14 protein-coding genes and 1 tRNA gene are annotated in these 13,791 nt (G+C 70.1%); 13 read left to right on the forward strand and 2 right to left on the reverse strand.

All coding sequences use genetic code 11. From position 1 onward, the window contains the following. Positions 1-90: 90 nt before the first annotated feature. The 4 genes from rsmA (at position 91) to GA0111570_RS00870 (ending at position 3,247) form a co-directional block, all read left to right on the forward strand. Positions 91-960, forward strand: a complete 870-nt coding sequence (gene rsmA / locus GA0111570_RS00855) for a 16S rRNA (adenine(1518)-N(6)/adenine(1519)-N(6))-dimethyltransferase RsmA (protein WP_245702986.1) — start codon at positions 91-93, stop codon at positions 958-960. Then, complete coding sequence (locus GA0111570_RS00860) at positions 953-1,888, forward strand: 4-(cytidine 5'-diphospho)-2-C-methyl-D-erythritol kinase (protein ID WP_092605418.1); 936 nt, start codon at positions 953-955, stop codon at positions 1,886-1,888. Before rsmA ends, GA0111570_RS00860 begins: the two co-directional genes overlap by 8 nt. Next, positions 1,872-2,378 carry a MarR family winged helix-turn-helix transcriptional regulator gene (locus GA0111570_RS00865; RefSeq protein ID WP_092605420.1) on the forward strand — a complete coding sequence of 169 codons (507 nt, stop codon included), beginning with the start codon at positions 1,872-1,874 and terminating at the stop codon, positions 2,376-2,378. Before GA0111570_RS00860 ends, GA0111570_RS00865 begins: the two co-directional genes overlap by 17 nt. A gap of 131 nt (positions 2,379-2,509) precedes the next feature. Further along, positions 2,510-3,247 (forward strand): hypothetical protein, encoded by a 738-nt coding sequence (locus GA0111570_RS00870; protein WP_092605422.1) that lies wholly within the window; start codon positions 2,510-2,512, stop codon positions 3,245-3,247. Positions 3,248-3,259: 12 nt separating this feature from the next. Here the strand turns inward: GA0111570_RS00870 and GA0111570_RS00875 are convergent, their stop codons facing one another. Next, positions 3,260-3,925: a TetR/AcrR family transcriptional regulator gene (locus GA0111570_RS00875; protein ID WP_245702959.1), complete on the reverse strand. Its 666-nt coding sequence runs from the start codon at positions 3,923-3,925 to the stop codon at positions 3,260-3,262. Between the two features lie 101 nt (positions 3,926-4,026). Here GA0111570_RS00875 and GA0111570_RS00880 point away from each other — a divergent pair. The 4 genes from GA0111570_RS00880 to GA0111570_RS17945 all read left to right on the forward strand — a co-directional run bounded on the left by GA0111570_RS00880 (position 4,027) and on the right by GA0111570_RS17945 (position 6,938). Further along, a tRNA-Gln gene (locus GA0111570_RS00880) sits at positions 4,027-4,108 on the forward strand. A 316-nt stretch (positions 4,109-4,424) separates the two neighbouring features. Continuing rightward, positions 4,425-4,733: a hypothetical protein gene (locus GA0111570_RS00885; RefSeq protein ID WP_092605426.1), complete on the forward strand. Its 309-nt coding sequence runs from the start codon at positions 4,425-4,427 to the stop codon at positions 4,731-4,733. A gap of 12 nt (positions 4,734-4,745) precedes the next feature. After that, positions 4,746-5,855: an ImmA/IrrE family metallo-endopeptidase gene (locus tag GA0111570_RS00890; RefSeq protein WP_092605428.1), complete on the forward strand. Its 1,110-nt coding sequence runs from the start codon at positions 4,746-4,748 to the stop codon at positions 5,853-5,855. 57 nt (positions 5,856-5,912) lie between these two features. Continuing rightward, positions 5,913-6,938, forward strand: a complete 1,026-nt coding sequence (locus GA0111570_RS17945; RefSeq protein ID WP_245702961.1) for a hypothetical protein — start codon at positions 5,913-5,915, stop codon at positions 6,936-6,938. A gap of 45 nt (positions 6,939-6,983) precedes the next feature. Here the strand turns inward: GA0111570_RS17945 and GA0111570_RS00900 are convergent, their stop codons facing one another. After that, positions 6,984-7,583 carry a M15 family metallopeptidase gene (locus GA0111570_RS00900; RefSeq protein WP_175557261.1) on the reverse strand — a complete coding sequence of 200 codons (600 nt, stop codon included), beginning with the start codon at positions 7,581-7,583 and terminating at the stop codon, positions 6,984-6,986. Between the two features lie 344 nt (positions 7,584-7,927). On the opposite strand from GA0111570_RS00900, the gene GA0111570_RS00905 reads away from it, so the two are divergent. The 5 genes from GA0111570_RS00905 to pth all read left to right on the forward strand — a co-directional run bounded on the left by GA0111570_RS00905 (position 7,928) and on the right by pth (position 13,780). Then, on the forward strand, positions 7,928-9,481 hold the full coding sequence (locus tag GA0111570_RS00905) for a N,N-dimethylformamidase beta subunit family domain-containing protein (RefSeq protein ID WP_139283107.1): 1,554 nt from the start codon (positions 7,928-7,930) through the stop codon (positions 9,479-9,481). Between the two features lie 332 nt (positions 9,482-9,813). Then, positions 9,814-11,193 carry a bifunctional UDP-N-acetylglucosamine diphosphorylase/glucosamine-1-phosphate N-acetyltransferase GlmU gene (gene glmU, locus GA0111570_RS00910; protein WP_092605433.1) on the forward strand — a complete coding sequence of 460 codons (1,380 nt, stop codon included), beginning with the start codon at positions 9,814-9,816 and terminating at the stop codon, positions 11,191-11,193. Positions 11,194-11,346: 153 nt separating this feature from the next. After that, positions 11,347-12,279, forward strand: a complete 933-nt coding sequence (locus tag GA0111570_RS00915; protein WP_092605435.1) for a ribose-phosphate diphosphokinase — start codon at positions 11,347-11,349, stop codon at positions 12,277-12,279. 262 nt (positions 12,280-12,541) lie between these two features. Continuing rightward, on the forward strand, positions 12,542-13,147 hold the full coding sequence (locus GA0111570_RS00920) for a 50S ribosomal protein L25/general stress protein Ctc (RefSeq protein ID WP_092605978.1): 606 nt from the start codon (positions 12,542-12,544) through the stop codon (positions 13,145-13,147). 30 nt (positions 13,148-13,177) lie between these two features. Continuing rightward, a complete protein-coding gene (gene pth, locus GA0111570_RS00925) occupies positions 13,178-13,780 on the forward strand; it encodes an aminoacyl-tRNA hydrolase (protein ID WP_092605437.1) in 603 nt (200 codons plus the stop codon). The last annotated feature ends 11 nt before the right edge of the window (positions 13,781-13,791 follow it).

Consider the following 13,791-nt stretch of genomic DNA (forward strand, 5'->3'; position numbering starts at 1 on the left):
GCTGATCGTCGGATGGCGTCCGCCGGTCCGACCCGGCTGATAACGTACGCACCCGTGGGTGCATCGGACGAGAACGACCAGAGCGCGCGGATCGACGCGCCACGGACAGGGCCCGCCCTGCTGGATCCCAGCAGTGTGCGGGCCCTGGCCGCTGAACTCGACCTGCGGCCCACCAAGCAGCGCGGCCAGAACTTCGTCACCGACGCGAACACCGTGCGCCGGATCGTCGCCCTGGCCGGCCTCGGCCCGCAGGACGCGGTGCTGGAGGTCGGGCCCGGACTGGGCTCGCTGACCCTCGGCCTGCTCGAGGCGGCCGGGCACGTCACCGCGATCGAGATCGACACCCTGCTAGCCGGACGTCTGCCCCGCACGGTCGCCGACCGCGCCCCGAACCAGGCCGATCGCTTCACCCTGGTGACGGCCGACGCCCTCCAGGTCACCGAGCTGCCCGGCCCGCAGCCGACCGCCCTGGTCGCGAACCTGCCCTACAACGTCTCGGTGCCGGTCATCCTGCACCTGCTGGCACTGCTGCCCTCGATCGAACGCGGCCTGGTGATGGTCCAGTCTGAGGTCGCCGACCGCCTGGTCGCCGGACCCGGCTCCCGTACGTACGGGGTGCCCAGCGCCAAGGTCGCCTGGTACGCCGAGGCCGGACGGGTCGGCAACGTCCCGCCGACCGTGTTCTGGCCGGTGCCGAACGTGGACTCGGGCCTGGTCCGCTTCACCCGCCGGCCGGTGCCGCAGACGACCGCGACGCGCGAGCAGGTCTTCGCGGTGATCGACGCCGCGTTCAACCAGCGCCGCAAGATGCTGCGATCGGCCCTGGCCGGCGTGTTCGGCTCCTCGGCGCAGGCGAGCGCCGCCCTCGAGGCGGCAGGACTGGACCCCACCTCGCGGGGCGAGACGCTGACGATCACCGACTTCGTGGCGATCGCCGAGCAGGTCGCCGCCCGTGGCTGAGTCGGCCTCGACCGGCGAGAGGGTCCGGGTCCGGGTGCCCGGCAAGATCAACCTGGCGCTGTGCGTCGGGCCACGGCGTCCCGACGGCTTCCACGACCTGGCCACGGTCTTCCAGTCCGTCTCGCTGGCCGACGAACTCACCGCCACCCCCGCCCCCGCCGGAGTGGTGACCGTCGAGGTGGCCGGCGCCGACGCGGCGCTGGTCGGTCCGGCCGAGGACAACCTCGCCGTCCGGGCGGCCCGCCTGCTCGCCGCCACCTACGCTCCGGATGCCGGCGCACACCTGCAGATCGTCAAGGGCATCCCGGTCGCCGGCGGGATGGCCGGCGGCTCCGCGGACGCGGCGGCCGCCCTGCTGGCCTGTGACCGGCTCTGGGGGCTGGACGTGGGCACCGAGGCCCTGCTGGACCTTGCCGCCAGGCTCGGCAGCGACGTCCCCTTCACCGCGATGGGCGGCACCGCCGTCGGCCATGGCCGCGGCGAGCGGCTGCGACCGGTCCGCGTCGACCACGTCTTCCACTGGGTACTGGTCACCTCCGGAACCGGCCTGTCGACGCCCGCGGTGTTCCGCCGCTTCGACGAACTGCACCCCCCGCAGGACGTCGCCGACCCACAGATCCCCGACGGACTGTTGGAGGCGTTGCAGGCCGGCGACCCGGTCGCCCTGGCCGCGACGCTGCGCAACGACCTGGCCGAACCCGCACTGGACCTGCGTCCGGACCTGGGTGCCACCCTGGGCGCCGGGACCGAGCTCGGGGCGCTCGGGGGACTGCTGTCCGGTTCCGGGCCGACCTGTGCCTTCCTGGCTGCCGATGCCGAGCACGCCCGGGCCCTCGCGGATGGCTTCCGGACCCGTGGAGTGGGACGTGACATCCATGTCGTGGAGGCTCCCGGGTCGATAGGATTTCCGCATGCGGGACGAGGTTGACCGGCTGATCGCCGACTGGGAGCGCGAGCGCCCCGACCTGGACCTCGGCCCGATGCAGGTGCTGAGCCGGGTGACCCGGATCGCCAAGCAGTTGGACCATGCCCGCAGCGCGGCGTTCGCCAGCCACGACATCGTGTCCTGGGAGTTCGACGTGCTGGCAGCGCTGCGGCGTTCTGCCGCCCCCTACCAGCTCTCGCCCGGTCGGCTGCTGCAGGAGACGATGGTCACCTCCGGCACGATGACCAACCGGCTGGACCGGTTGGCGGCCCGCGGGCTGGTGCGACGCGCCCCTGATCCCAACGACGGCCGCGGGGTCGTCGTCACGCTCACCCCGGCCGGCCTGGCGGCCGTCGACGGCGCGCTCACCGATCTGCTGGTGGCCGAGCGGCGGCTGCTGGCGGTGCTGCCGGGGGAGAAGGCCGGCCAGCTCGCCGACCTGCTGCGGGTCCTGGCCGCCGAGCTGGAGGGGGAGGTCGAGGGGTCCCCCTGAGCCCCACGACCACCGGAGCACCCGTGCCCCCGCAGGCCGGACGAACCTGACCCCATGAATCCAGTGCCACCTCGATCAGGCGGGTCCACCCTCGTCGCAAGGCAACGATGCCGCTGGGCGGGGAATCTGTGATGTCGGACAAGCACTGGGGCCGGGCCGCCGGCCGGTTGGGTCTCGCCGCGGGAGCCGCCCTGGTGGCCCTCGTCGCCGTCACGGTGCCCGCCGTGGCCGCCCCCGACCAGCGGGCGGCCGTGATCAAGGTGAATTTTGCGGGCTATGTGTCGATGGCGTCCTGGAGCACCTGCCCGGACCTCTCGGTCCAGGAGCCCGGAACCGTCTGCACGGGTGCTGCCGTGATGGTCTTCTACTCCTCGGGAAGCGAGCAGGCCGGAAGTGAGGTCCACCTCCACGACCGCAAGAACGGCGTGGTCAAGACGTACGACTCCACCTGCGTCGTGGCCGACGTGGAGGTGGACCCGGGCGTGGTCGAGCGGACCTGCCTCCTGCAGTCCGAGCGCTTCGGCAGGGCGACGGAGGCCGACGTGACGGTCGATCCGCGGCTCGTGGCGACCGAGGCGGTCGCGACCGTGCCGGTCCAGCTCACCGACTGGGTGAACGACACCGGGACCACCGGCACTCTCCACGTCGCGGCCGACTTCAGCGGAACCGGCCCCATCCGGCGCATCGACGAGCGGACGCACTGGGCCGATCGTTACGTGATGTGGCTCGAGGGCACGCGTGGCTGGGAGCGGAACTGCACGGCCCGCGCCACGTTCGACGGGACCGCGGTGCCGGGGGAGCTGGTCTCCTGCTCGATGTCGCGGGTCCGGCAGGGCGAGATGCGCGTCTACCACAACACCCCGGCCTGACACCGATCCGGGTCAGGCCTTCCCGGGGTGCCGGTACAGGTCGGGGTCGGCCTCCATCCGCGACAGCCCGTTCCAGGCCAGGTTGAGGATGTTCGAGGCGACAGTCGCCTTGTCCTGGTCACGCTCGTCCAGCCACCACTGTCCGGTGTACGCGATCATCCCGACCAGCATCTGGGCGTACATCGGCGACATCTCCGGGCGCAGGCCCCGGCGGCTGAACTGGTCGGCGAGGATGTCCTCCACCTGGGAGGCAACGTCGGACAGGATGGTCGCGAACGAGGTGCCGGTCGACCCGGTGGGCGCGTCGCGGGAGATGATCCGGAACCCGTCCGGGTAGGCCTCGATGTAGTCCAGCAGCGCCATCGTGCCGGCCTCGACCTTGCGCCGGGCGCCCCTGGCCTGGTTGATGCCGGTCCGGATGCCCTCCAGCAACGTACGTTGCTCGCGGTCCACGATCACCGCGTAGAGGCCTTCCTTGCCGCCGAAGTGCTCGTACACGACCGGCTTGGAGACCTGCGCCGCAGCCGCGATCTCCTCGACAGTGGTGCCCTCGAAGCCGCGCTCGGCGAAGAGGGTCCGGCCCACCCCGATCAGCTGCTCGCGGCGCTGGGCCGCTGTCATCCGCGTACGGATCGGCGGGGGTTCGGATGGGTTGAGGGTGTCTCTGGGGCCGGCCACCGACCCAGTCTCGCAGACCCGCGCTAAGGGTGCCGGTCTCGTGCTGGGGGCAGGCGTGCGGGGTGAACCCGGATTGCGTAGAGTTGGCCCGGTTCTACCAATCCCCGGTTGGTCTGCCGGCAGGGCCCGCCTGACTTTGAATCAGGATCAGCGACAGTGGTTCGACTCCACTCCGGGGAGCCAGAGCGCTGGCCACGCAGCAAGAGAGCCCGCCACCTCACCGGGGCGGGCTCTTCTTTGCACACACGTTGTCAGCCCCAGCCGGTGGAGAACATCCTGGCTTGTCTGCGCCCGGCGATAGCGTGCCTGCACGGTCAGGCACGCTCTTCCCCCAGCCGTCGGGACGAGGGCCCGGACCGTCCTCAGGGGGCGGGGAGGGTGAGGTGGGGACGCTGTTGCTCAGTGGGATGGTGCCGGTTGGTGACGCCTTCGGGACTGCGGGTGTTGTGGGTGCGCCCGGCGTGGCAAGATGTTACCTATCGGGTAACGAGGGTCCTTGATGGCCGTTCGGCTGATGGCCAGGACCAAACGCCTCGCGAGACTCATCCGCGACGATGCGATGCGACAGAAGGAGCTGGGAGCTTCGGGGAACAAGCGGCTGCGGCGTCGGATCGGCGAGTTGAGAGCGTCCTCCACAGAAGATGCGCTGATGGCTTGTCCGGGCAAGTGGCACCGCGTGCCATACGACTGGCCCGGATGCCTGGCGGGGACGGTGACCGGGGATGCCCGGATCATCGTGGAGCTGCGCGAGATCGGGGGAGAGCCTGCGTGGCTGGTCCTGGAGATCGGCCATGCCTACGTGCACTAGGGGGTGAATGAGATGGATGGGACAGACGATGCCTACGAAGTCGAGCCGGACTTCGCGGTTCCGACGGGTGACTACGTCGACGAGTGGCTGGAGGACCACCACATGCGGCCGGCCGAGCTCGCTCGTCGCACCGGCGTGTCGCCCAAGCACATCAGCAAGGTGCTCGGCGGCGCCGCGGTGACCGCGGACTTCGCGGCCAGGCTCGAGCTGGTGACAGGCGTCCCGGCCGATCGGTGGCTGGCCCTCGAGTCGACCTATCGCGCAGAAGTGGCGCGGCTCGGACTGCAGGAACGGTTCGCCCACCGCACCGACATCCTCGACCTCTTCCAGCCGAGTGTGACCTACCTGCGGAAGCGAGGGGCGATCACCGTGGACCGCCGCAAGCCAGGCCAACTGATGCTCCAGTTGATGGCCTTCTTCCGGGTGGCGGACCCGGATGCCCTGCTCCAGCCCCGCAACCACCTCGTGCCCGCCTTCCACCGGTCAGGAGCCTTCCAGGTCAACGATGCCAGCGTGTACACATGGCTCCAGGCAGCCGAACTGCAGCGCCAGAACCAGCCGCCGGCCCCCGCGTACGACCGTCCTGCCCTGGAGAAGTCGCTCCCGCGGCTCCGGATCCTCTCACGGGAGCTGGTCGACGACCCGACGGCCTTCATCCGGGTGCTCGCTGGGGTCGGTGTCCAGGTGATCCTGCAGCCCGAGGTGCCGGGGTGCCGTGCCTACGGGGCCACCTACTGGCGCGATGGGACTCCTGTCATCGTGCTCAGCGCTCGTGGGAAGAAGGACGGCATCATCTGGTTCACCCTCTTCCACGAACTCGGGCACGTGCTGCTGCATCCGAACCACGAGTTCGTCGAACAGAGTGACGGTGAGGAGGCGATCGACGCCAGGGAGGCAGCGGCCAACTCCTTTGCCGAGGAGACCCTGATCCCCCGGTCGTGTCGCTCCGAGCTGCCTGGCCTCCGGTCCAAGAAGGACGTCATTGAGTTCGCGCAAGAGATCGGTGTCAGCCCTGGTGTCGTCCTGCAGCACCTACGCCACCACCAGTATCCGCACTGGCCCCCTCGGAACGGGGCCGACCTCTTCGTCACCGTGACGATTGCGGAGGACGAGTCGGCTTAGCCCCTTCCTCGAGGATCCGCCGGCTGGAGCGCTGGACCCGCCGACGCACACTGGAACATGGCCGCTGATCAGTTCGTCCTCGGGCGCCGCGGTTTCCTCCTCGCCAGCACCGGCATCCTCCTGTCCGCCTGCACTCCTCGGCCTGCGGGCACTGGCGGGGGACCGGCCAGTAACGCGCCAACCGCCGAAGCAACGCCCACCACCCGAGCAACGCCCGCGACGGGAACAACCTCGACTCCCACGCCGGCCCCGACCTCGACGCCGCTGCCGGCCGCCACCGCGTGGACCGCGGATCCGCGAGACGTACGTCCCCAGGTGAAGCTGGCCGCCACCCGGTTCGTCGAGGCGCTCGGTACCTGGGGCCCGGGACAGTCCGGCCCGGACGCCGCCCGCGCCCGGATCCGAGGCCTGGGGCAGGACCCGGCGCTCGTCGCGGCGGCCGGCACGGTCGTGTCGGGAGCCGATGCCTCGGTACTGCAGGTGATCGATGCCCAGTACGGCGGCATCCTCGCCACCGCTGCGAGCGTGCTCGTCGTGACCCGGACCTGGAGCCGTTCCGCCACCGGCGCGATCACCGCGGATGGGGCCACGTACGACGTACGCCTGGTCCAGGGCTCACCGACCTGGCGCGTCACCGAGATCCACCCCTCCGACCCGGGGCCCGCGGTGGCACCGTCGTCCCTCGCCCGGGAGGTGCTCACCTCCGACCGGATCGACCTGCCGCCGGCCTCCAGGGCTGACGTCGCCTCGGGACAAGTGCACGACTCCGTACTCGAGGCGCTGCTGGCGCTCGCCGGTACCTACCGGATCGGGGTGAGTGTCGTGCGGTCCGGGCACCCCACCTACGTCTTCGGCACCAGCAGGCTCAGTGACCATCCGCGCGGCAGGGCGTTCGATACCTGGCGGATCGACGGGCACCCGGTTGTCGCCGGTTCGACCCCGCAGTCGCTGGTGACCTCCTACATGCGGGACGTCGCCACGGCCGGCTCGTACAACATCGGGGGTCCGTACGCCCTGTCCGGCTCGGGATTCTTCACCGACGACACCCACCATGATCATGTGCATGCCGGCTTCGCCTCCTGACAGGCCCGGCGCGTAGCTTGATGGCCTGCCAGGTCCTTCGGGCACCTACCGCTGGAAGTGCTGGTAGTCCCGGTTGAGCCACCCCCCACCCCAGGTCCACCCGCGCGAGGCGAACGCCTGGTTGAAGGCGCTCGACGGCCTCAGGACCGCAGCCGGATGGGCGAGCAGCGGATCGCTGGCGGGATCCCGATCAAGGACGTCCCCCAGGATGTAGGGCGAATCGCTGCTCGGGTACCAGGCGCCGCTGGACGAGTGGTAGGGGTTCTCCACCGGGTTGATGTCGACCGCGGTCCCGTACGAGTGAGCACTCCATGAGGTGGAGGTGCCACCGGTGACCAGCCGGCAGTTGAAGCCGGAGGTGTTGTCGGCCTCCATCATGGCCACGTCGTCGCCCTGATAGGCGTTGGGATTCGTCATCTGGGCGATTTGGTAACCGCTGCTGTAGGCCGCATCGAAGGCGACGAGTACGTCGGCGACCCTCTGGGTCGCCACCACGATCTGGCCGCGGGTGACCGTACCGGCGAAGTCAAGGTAGTTCATGTCGATCGTGGTGAGCTTGCTGATCCCGACGGGGCAGCCCTGGTGCCAGGTGTACTGGACCTCAGCAGCAGTGGTCGGGTGACAACTGGCTTTCGTCGCTGCCACAGGGCTGCTGGCCGGGCACCCCGAAGTGGAGCCCCCCCTCGGCTGGGCCGCAGCCACGGGCGCGGCATTCGGCAGCGCGGTGATCGAAGCCGCCGCCACGGTGAGCGCTACGGCCACGTAGGCCTGGGCAAGGCGTCGTCGTACGATTCGCATGGTCCCCCGGTCAGGGCCCGTCCTGGCCCTGTTGGACAGGTGTTCTGGGACCCTCTCGGCGCTGATGCTAGCGGCGTCGTGCATCCCGTGTCTGGCCACCTCCTTTCGTAGCTCGTCCTAGACGTGCGTAAGACCGAGCGGGATCCCGTCCGGGACGGGGACACCGATCACCGCGCACTAGATTCGCCCCCATGGCATCCACCTTCGCCGCTCGTCGATTCGCCGCAGTGGCGGTCGTGTTCCTCCTGCTCCTCTCGGCCTGCTCCGCGAACAGGTCACCATCGACGGGGCCAGGAAGTTCAACGGGGACCACACCGTCCTCGCCGAGCGGCCCCTGGACCGTCGCCGAGAACGCCAAGCCCGGCACGAGCGACTGGCGGATCCCCGACAACCAGCTCTCCACCGATGCCCAGCTCTGCGGGTACGCCGACCGATCCTCGGTCCTGCCCGGTGAGAACTTCGGCCTGTACGTCACGTCGACCCTGGGCGACGTCACCGTCGCGGCCTACCGGGTCGGATCGTACGGCGGGGCCGGCGGCCGGCTCGTGTGGCAGTCCCAGGCCTTCCCGGGGGTCAAGCAACCGGACCCGGTGATCGAGGCCGACCACATGGTGGTCGCCAAGTGGGCCAAGTCGCTGGACGTCCCGACCGCCGACTGGCCCGAGGGCTCCTACCTGCTCAAGCTGACCGCCTCCGGCAAGTCGCGGTACGTGCCTATCACGGTCCGCAGCCGCTCCACCGCTGGCAAGCTCGTCCTGGTCGAGGCGGTGACCACCGACCAGGCGTACAACACGTGGGGCGGCTACTCCCTCTACACCGGCCCGAACAACACCCGGGCCGCCCGGGTCAGCTTCGACCGGCCGCAGAAGGGCAACGGGGCGCAGCAATTCTTCGGTGACCGGCTGGCGCCGACCCAGCTCGCCGAGAGCCTCGGCCTGGACCTGGCGTACGTCACCTCGGTCGACCTGGACCGTGAGCCGGACCTGCTCGCCGGTGCCTCCGGGCTGGTCAGCATGGGCCACGACGAGTACTGGACCGTCGGCATGCGCAGGAGCGTCGAGAAGGCGCGCGATACCGGGACGTCGCTGGCCTTCCTCGGCGCCAATGCCGTCTACTGGCGGATCCGGTTGAAGGACGGACTCACCGGCGACCGGCGCGTCGTGGTCGAGTACCGCGACGCCGGCGCCGATCCCAAGCACGACGCGGTCGACACCACCGTCAAGTTCCGCTCCCGGCCGATGCCCGACCCGGAGAATTCCCTGACCGGGATGCTGTACGAGTGCTTCCCGGCGTACGGGGCGATGGTCGTCCAGGACCCGACCTTCCCGCTGTTCGCAGGGACCGGGGTGAAGAAGGGCGACAGGATCCCGGGCGTGGTGGGGATCGAGATCGACCGTGCCTATCCGATCCCGGGGACCCCGGCGAGCCTGACCGTCGTGGCCCATTCCCCGGTGACGTGCGGTACCAGCAAGCAGACCTTCTCGGACATGACCTACTACAACGCGGGTACGTCGGGTGTCTGGGCCACCGGCTCGATGATGTGGGTGAAGGTGCTCAACGGCCCGAACGCGAAGTACGGCATCACCGACGCCTCGGTCTCGTTCGTCAAGCGGGTCACCACGAACGCGTTCGTCCAGATGGCGAAGGGCAACGGCCAGGGCGGCCTGTCGACCACGCCGAACCTCGCGCAGCTCGGCGCCTCGACCTCCACGGCGACCGGGACCGGTGGTCCGGTGGAGAAGTAGCACCCGCGCAGTGGAGGAGTAGCACCGCGCAGAGGAACCGCCCCCACGTGTCAGGTCGTGGAGGCGGTTCCGTCCTGGGTGGCGGCTCAGGCGACCGGCTTGCCCCCGGTCACGCCGATCACGGCGCCGGAGACGCACGGTCGTTCGGCATGCGTTCAGTATTGTCGACAAACCGTGGAGGGCCAAGGGTCCCTGGGGGCGGACCCCGGCCCCGACACACCCAGGGAGCGGTCGCGGTAGGGTGGGGACGCTGCCGCCGCCCGGCGTCCCCGCCTCCGCGCGGGTCCGGCGATCGGGTGGGACAGTCTGCCATGTGCCCCTCTTCGAAGGAGATGACGGTGACCGCGAGTGACGACGTGACGACCAACGGTGAGGCAGGCGGCGGCGTGGCTGCCGTCGTGGTGCTGGCTGCCGGGGCCGGCACCCGGATGAAGTCCTCCCGCTCCAAGGTGCTGCACGAGGTGGCGGGGCGCTCCATGCTGTCCTGGGCGGTCGACGCCGCCGAGCAGGTCGAGCCGGAGCACCTGGTCGTCGTGGTCGGGCACCAGCGCGAGCAGGTCGAGGAGCACCTCCGTGAGGTCGCCCCCGCCGTGATCACCGCGGTGCAGGACCAGCAGAACGGCACCGGCCACGCGGTGATGTGCGGCCTGGCCCCGCTGGGTGAGGTCACCGGCACCGTCATCGTGACGTACGGCGACGTCCCCCTGCTCAGCGGCGAGACCCTGGTCGCGATGGTCGGCGAGCACCGGCGCGCCGGGCACGCCGTCACCGTGCTCACCGCCCGCGTCCCCGACCCGACCGGCTACGGCCGGATCGTCCGTGGCGACGACGGCGGCATCGCGCGCATCGTCGAGCACAAGGACGCCTCCGAGGCCGAGCGCGCGATCGACGAGATCAACTCCGGCATCTACGTCTTCGACGCCGACATCCTGCACGACGGGCTGGCCAGCCTGGGCACCGACAACGCCCAGGGCGAGCTCTACCTCACCGACGTGATCGGGCACGCCAACTCGGTGGGCCGGCGCGTCGGGGCGTACGTGACTGACGACCTGTGGCAGACCGAGGGCGTCAACAACCGCCTGCAGCTGGCCAGGATGGGTGCCGAGATGAACCGGCGGATCGGGGAGAAGTGGATGCTGGCCGGCGTCACCATCATCGACCCGGCCACCACCTGGATCGAGGACTCGGTCGACATCGCCCCCGACGTCACCCTGATGCCGGGCACCCACCTGCACGGCGCCACCTCGATCGCCACCGGTGCCGTGATCGGCCCGGACACCTCCCTGAAGGACGTCGAGGTCGGCGAGGAGGCCACCATCACCCGCAGCCAGGGCCTGCTCGCCACCGTCGGGGCGCGCTGCCAGGTCGGGCCGTACGCCTACCTGCGCCCGGGCACCGAACTTGCCGCCGACGTACGGATCGGCCCGTTCGTGGAGACCAAGCGCGCGGTCATCGGGAGGGGTGCGTCGATCGCCCACCAGGGCTACGTCGGTGATGTCGAGATCGGAGCTCGGACCCGGCTCAGCGCAGGTACGATCGTCGCGAACGATGACGGGGAGACCCGCCACTCCACCACGATCGGCGCCGATGCCTTCGTCGGGGCCAACAGTGTCCTGGTCGCCCCCGTCTCGGTCGCCGACGGGGCACATGTCGCCGCCGGGTCGATCGTCACCGAGGACGTGGCCCCGCAGGGCTCGGACCCCAGGTCCTGACGTTCGGCAAGCAGCATGCTTGCGGCAGTCCGACTGTCGCCGCGGCCGCCGACCGCCCGATCGACGGCAGAACACCCCAGGGGCCCACCCCCCGACATCTCCGAGGAGACCAGCAAATTGAGCGGTTTGATGCTTCCACCGAAACGGCACCTGATGCTCTTCAGCGGGCGGTCCTACCCCGGACTCGCGGAGGAGATCGCCCGACTGATGGACACCCAGCTGGTGCCCACCCGCCAGGTCACGTACGCCAACTCCGAGATCTACGTGCAGTACGAGGAGTCGGTGCGCGGGTCCGACGCCTTCGTGATCCAGGCCCACGCGGCCCCGGTGAACGAGTCGCTGATGGAGCAGCTGATCATGATCGACGCGCTCAAGCGGGCCTCCGCCAAGCGCATCACCGTGGTGGCGCCCTTCTACCCGTACGCCCGGCAGGACAAGAAGCACCTCGGTCGTGAGCCCATCTCCGCCCGCCTGGTCGCCGACCTGTTCACCGCGGCCGGTGCGGACCGGATCATGTCGATCGACCTGCACGCGGCCCAGATCCAGGGCTTCTTCAATGGTCCGGTCGACCACCTGTGGGGCCTGCCGGTGCTGGCCAATTATGTCTCCGAGAAATACGACACCGAGGAGATGACGGTCGTCTCCCCGGATGCCGGCCGGGTGCGGCTGGCCGACATGTGGACCGACCGGCTGGGCAGCCGGCTGGCGATCATCCACAAGCGCCGCGACCCCAACGTGGCCAACACGGTGGCCGTGCACGAGGTCGTCGGTGACGTCGAGGGGCGCGTCTGCCTGCTGGTCGACGACATGATCGACACCGCCGGCACCATCTGCCAGGCCGCCGACGCGCTGATGGAGCGGGGCGCGAAGAAGGTCATCGCCGCCGCGACCCACCCGATCCTCTCCGGCCCCGCGGCCCAGCGCCTCAACGATTCGGCCTTCGAGGAGGTCATCGTCTGCAACACGCTGCCGATCAGCACCGAGGTGGAGGTGAACAAGCTGACGGTCCTGTCGATCGCACCGCTGCTCGCCCAGGCCATCCACGAGGTGTTCGAGGACGGATCGGTCACCAAGCTGTTCCAGTGACACCGGGCGGCCCGGGCACGCCGGGTCCTGCAGGGTGACGCTGTCCACGCCGGTACCACATCGTGGTGCCGGCGTGGTAGCATCTCGGGGTTGCCTCGGCGAGGGGAGGCGTACGTACGTACGCCGAACGTTATCGACGTGGTGAGCCACCGGTCCCCGGGCCGTGGCCTGCCGGTCGACGCGTCCGTCCCGGCCCAGGCGGCAGGAACCAGACCATCGGTCATCCGCCCGCCGCGTGATGGCCCGACACCAGGAGGCCACCATGGCAGCTGACGCCACACTTTCCGCCACCGTCCGCGACGAGTTCGGCAAGGGCGCCTCGCGCCGCACCCGCCGCGCGCACCTCGTGCCCGCCGTCCTCTACGGCCACGGCATGGACCCGATCCACCTGGCCCTGCCCGGCCACGCGACCATGCTCGCCCTGCGCCTGGACAACGCCCTGCTCGAGATCAACGTCGAGGGCGAGTCCAAGGCCCGCCTGGCGCTGGCCAAGCAGATCCAGCGCGACCCGATCCGTGGCGACCTGATCCACGTCGACCTGCAGGCCGTGAACGCCGACGAGAAGGTCGTCGTCGAGATCGCGCTGCAGATCATCGGTGACTCCGCCCCCGACACCACCGTCGCCGTCGACCAGAACTCCATCAGCATCGAGGCGCCGGTCTCCGACATCCCCGAGGAGATCCAGATCGACGTCGAGGGCCTCGAGGCCGGTGCGCAGATCCAGGCCAAGGACCTCAAGCTGGCCAGCGGCGTCACCTACGTCGGTGACCCCGAGGACGTCCTGGTCTCGGTCAACCACGCCAACGCCAACGAGGTCCCCGAGTCCGGTGCCGCCGCCGTCGAGGCGACCGAGCCCGCCGCCGAGTGACCTCGGTCCTCGACTGACACGTCTGGCAGGCTGACACACATGTGGCTGGTGGTGGGGCTCGGCAATCCGGGCCCCACCTATGCCCACACCCGGCACAACGTCGGCTACCTCGTCGTCGAGGAGCTGGCCCGGCGCGCCCACGCCCGGCTCTCCTCGGTGCCCAAGATGCGCGCCGACGTCGCCGAGACGCGGATCAGCTCGGTCGGACTGGGGATCCCCGGTCCCGGATCGCAGCGACTGGCCCTGGTACGCCCGCACACGTACATGAACGAGTCCGGCATCCCTGTCGGCAAACTGGCCGCGTACTACGACATCCCGCCGACCAGGATCATCGCGATCCATGACGAGCTCGACCTCGACATGGGCCAGCTGCGACTGAAGTGCGGCGGGGGCGACAACGGCCACAACGGCCTGAAGTCGATGCGCGCCCACCTGCACACCGGTGACTTCAACCGGGTCCGCGTCGGCATCGGCCGGCCGCCCGGCCGCCAGGCGCCCGCGGACTTCGTCCTCTCCGCTTTCCCTTCCGGCCAGCGCGATGCGGTGGCCGTCGAGGTGGCCCGGGCCGCTGACGCGGTCGAGACGATCATCGTGGACGGGCTCGGCCCGGCCCAGAATCGCTACAATTCCTGACCCAGGTCGAC

The sequence above is a fragment of the Raineyella antarctica genome, assembly GCF_900092135.1.
In the GTDB taxonomy this organism is placed as follows: Bacteria; Actinomycetota; Actinomycetes; order Propionibacteriales; family Propionibacteriaceae; genus Raineyella; species Raineyella antarctica.

Excerpts from the sequence above, each read along its gene's own strand:
- GA0111570_RS00865 (WP_092605420.1), top strand. The coding sequence starts at position 1,872 with ATGCGGGACGAGGTTGACCGGCTGATCGCCGACTGGGAGCGCGAGCGC.
- GA0111570_RS00870 (WP_092605422.1), top strand. The coding sequence starts at position 2,510 with ATGTCGGACAAGCACTGGGGCCGGGCCGCCGGCCGGTTGGGTCTCGCC.
- GA0111570_RS00885 (WP_092605426.1), top strand. The coding sequence starts at position 4,425 with ATGGCCGTTCGGCTGATGGCCAGGACCAAACGCCTCGCGAGACTCATC.
- GA0111570_RS00890 (WP_092605428.1), top strand. The coding sequence starts at position 4,746 with ATGGATGGGACAGACGATGCCTACGAAGTCGAGCCGGACTTCGCGGTT.
- GA0111570_RS17945 (WP_245702961.1), top strand. The coding sequence starts at position 5,913 with ATGGCCGCTGATCAGTTCGTCCTCGGGCGCCGCGGTTTCCTCCTCGCC.
- GA0111570_RS00905 (WP_139283107.1), top strand. The coding sequence starts at position 7,928 with ATGGCATCCACCTTCGCCGCTCGTCGATTCGCCGCAGTGGCGGTCGTG.
- glmU (WP_092605433.1), top strand. The coding sequence starts at position 9,814 with ATGACGGTGACCGCGAGTGACGACGTGACGACCAACGGTGAGGCAGGC.
- GA0111570_RS00915 (WP_092605435.1), top strand. The coding sequence starts at position 11,347 with ATGCTCTTCAGCGGGCGGTCCTACCCCGGACTCGCGGAGGAGATCGCC.
- GA0111570_RS00920 (WP_092605978.1), top strand. The coding sequence starts at position 12,542 with ATGGCAGCTGACGCCACACTTTCCGCCACCGTCCGCGACGAGTTCGGC.